Origin of the sequence: Mycobacterium sp. ST-F2, assembly GCF_001905655.1 — a bacterium.
Taxonomy (GTDB): domain Bacteria; phylum Actinomycetota; class Actinomycetes; order Mycobacteriales; family Mycobacteriaceae; genus Mycobacterium.
In genome coordinates, this window is record NZ_JMHT01000004.1 from 1 (window position 1) to 2,256 (window position 2,256).

Below are 2,256 nucleotides of genomic sequence, written 5' to 3' on the forward strand. Positions count from 1 at the left end.
GGCTCTTCATGATTGAGGGTGTAGAACGGTCAGCTGCTGTCGGCCTGTGATTGGGGTGTCTGGTTGGCTGGGTGTGTGCCGGAGGAGAAGCGGAAGAGTAAGAGGAAGAGCGCGGTGTCCGGGGGTGGTGTGGACCTGTCGATGCTGCAACAGCTGATGGCCGATGCTGGCCGGGATTTGTTCGCGGGAGTGTTCGATGAACCGACACCCGAGGTGGGAGCTGTGCCGGAGCGTGTGCGGGGTTTCCGGGTGCGGGTCGACCTGATGTACGCCAAGCCGCCGATCTGGCGTCGTCTGGTCCTGCCGGGTGACCTCGTGCTCGATGAGCTGCATGACGTGCTGCAGGTTGCGATGGGCTGGCAGGACGGTCATCTGCATAAGTTCGGTGTCGGGGCGGACCGGCGTACCCGTGCCTACTTCGTCACCAGATTTGATCTCAGCGAAGGCGACGACGGTCTCGTCGAGGACGGTGTGCGCCTGGATCAGGTGGTCTCCGGTAAGGGCGACCGGTTGTTCTATGACTACGACTTCGGCGACGGATGGGAGCACGTGCTGGTGGTCGAAGACGTTCTCGATGATCCACCTTCGGCTCCGGTGTGCCTGGCGGGCAAGATGGCCTGCCCGCCGGAGGATTGTGGTGGCTTGGGCGGCTATGAGGAATTGGCTGCGTGGGTTCGTGGCGGGTACGACCCGCGGGCAACACCGATGGGGCTGGGTGCGCAGGAGATGCGCGACTGGCTGCCCCGAGGCTGGCACCCCGATCGTTTCTCGGTGACCGAGACCAATGACGCTCTGGCCGCGTCGAATATGCGTTGAGGACTCTTCACTGCCGAGGTGCAAGGAGCTGAGTTCGGAAGCCTCCGGTCTCGAGCAGTGACCGGGCGATGTAGTTGGTGAGGTTGCGGAAGCCCAGCGCGGATCCGCGCAGGTGTTCGAGGCGGCCGTTGATCGCTTCGGTGGGCCCGTTGGAGGTGCCGGGGCGGTCGAAGTAGGCCAGCACGTCGGCGGCACGCTTCTTCAGGGTCCGTCCCAGGGTGATCAGTTCGGTCAGCGGCTTGGGAACGCCGGTGCTCAGCGTGGTGATCAGCGCCGCCATCATCGTGCGGCCTTTCGTGCGGTCGGGTTCACGATACGCGGCCACGGTGCGCTGATACATCTGCCAGGTGGCCTCGACTTCTGCGTGGGCGTCGGCGGCGAACAAGGCGGCCAGCCGGGTGCGCTGGCGGTCGGTGAGCAGATCGGCACCGGTGTGCAGGGTGCGTCGGCAGGTGTAGAGCGGGTCGGACTTGCGGCCGCGGTGCCCACATGTCGCCAGCTGCACCCGGCGGCGGCACTCATCGAGGGCGTTGCCAGCCAGGCGCACCACGTGGAAAGGGTCCATCACCGTCGCCGCCTCGGGCAGTTCCTCGGCGGTAGCGGTCTTGAACCCGGAGAAGCCATCCATAGCAACAACGTCCACGCCGTCACGCCAGTCCTGCGGCCGCTCGGCCAACCAGTCCTGAAACGCCTTTTTTGAGCGACCCTCGACCATGTCGAGCAGCCGAGCCGGACCGGTCCCGTCACGCACAGGGGTGAGATCGATGATGACGGTGACGTACCTGTCACCGCGACGGGTGTGCCGCCAGACGTGCTCATCGACGCCGATCACCGCCACGCCGTCGAAACGGGCCGGATCGGCGATCAGCACCCGTCGGCCTTCTGCCAGCACCGCGTTGTTGGCGGTGTTCCACGACACCGCGAGCGCTTCGGCGATGCGAGCCACGGATAGATGCTGGCAGACAATGGCTTCCAGCGCCCACCGCAGAGCACGCCGCGACAGCTTGGCACGTGGTTCGGCCATCCTGGTGGTGTCTTGTCGCCACACGTGGGCGCAGCCGGCGCACCGGTAGCGACGGATGGTCACCAGCAGTGTGGTGGGGCGCCACCCGAACGGCTCATGGGCCAGAGTACGGGTGAGGCTGTCGCGTGGGATGCCTTCTTCGCCGCAGCGACGACACCACCGGTCCTCGTCGGTCACCCGGCACGCCAGCACAGCACGGCCGGGCTCAAGGCGTTGTCCGGTCACCTGCAGCCCAAGTTCGTCGAGGCGGCAGAAAGTCGTCAGGTCAGCGCAGGCGAAGCCCGCCCGACCGGTAGCGTCAGGCACGTCGAGGTCTTTCGGATGAGGAGTGTAGGAACCCTCATTTTCGAGAGACCTCGACCTCTATCCCGGCAACGACGCGCCAACCACCTCTACACCCTCATCTGTGAAGAGCC

At 65.7% G+C, this 2,256-nt stretch carries 2 protein-coding genes; one reads left to right on the forward strand and one right to left on the reverse strand.

The window, feature by feature from the left end; translation table 11 throughout:
• Positions 1-114: 114 nt before the first annotated feature.
• Positions 115-816: a plasmid pRiA4b ORF-3 family protein gene (locus tag EB75_RS01620; RefSeq protein WP_052543539.1), complete on the forward strand. Its 702-nt coding sequence runs from the start codon at positions 115-117 to the stop codon at positions 814-816.
• Positions 817-823: 7 nt separating this feature from the next.
• Here EB75_RS01620 and EB75_RS01625 read toward each other — a convergent pair whose 3' ends face one another.
• The gene (locus tag EB75_RS01625) at positions 824-2,146 is read right to left on the reverse strand and encodes an ISL3 family transposase (protein ID WP_052545499.1); all 1,323 of its coding nucleotides are present in this window, start codon (positions 2,144-2,146) and stop codon (positions 824-826) included.
• Positions 2,147-2,256 lie beyond the last annotated feature (110 nt).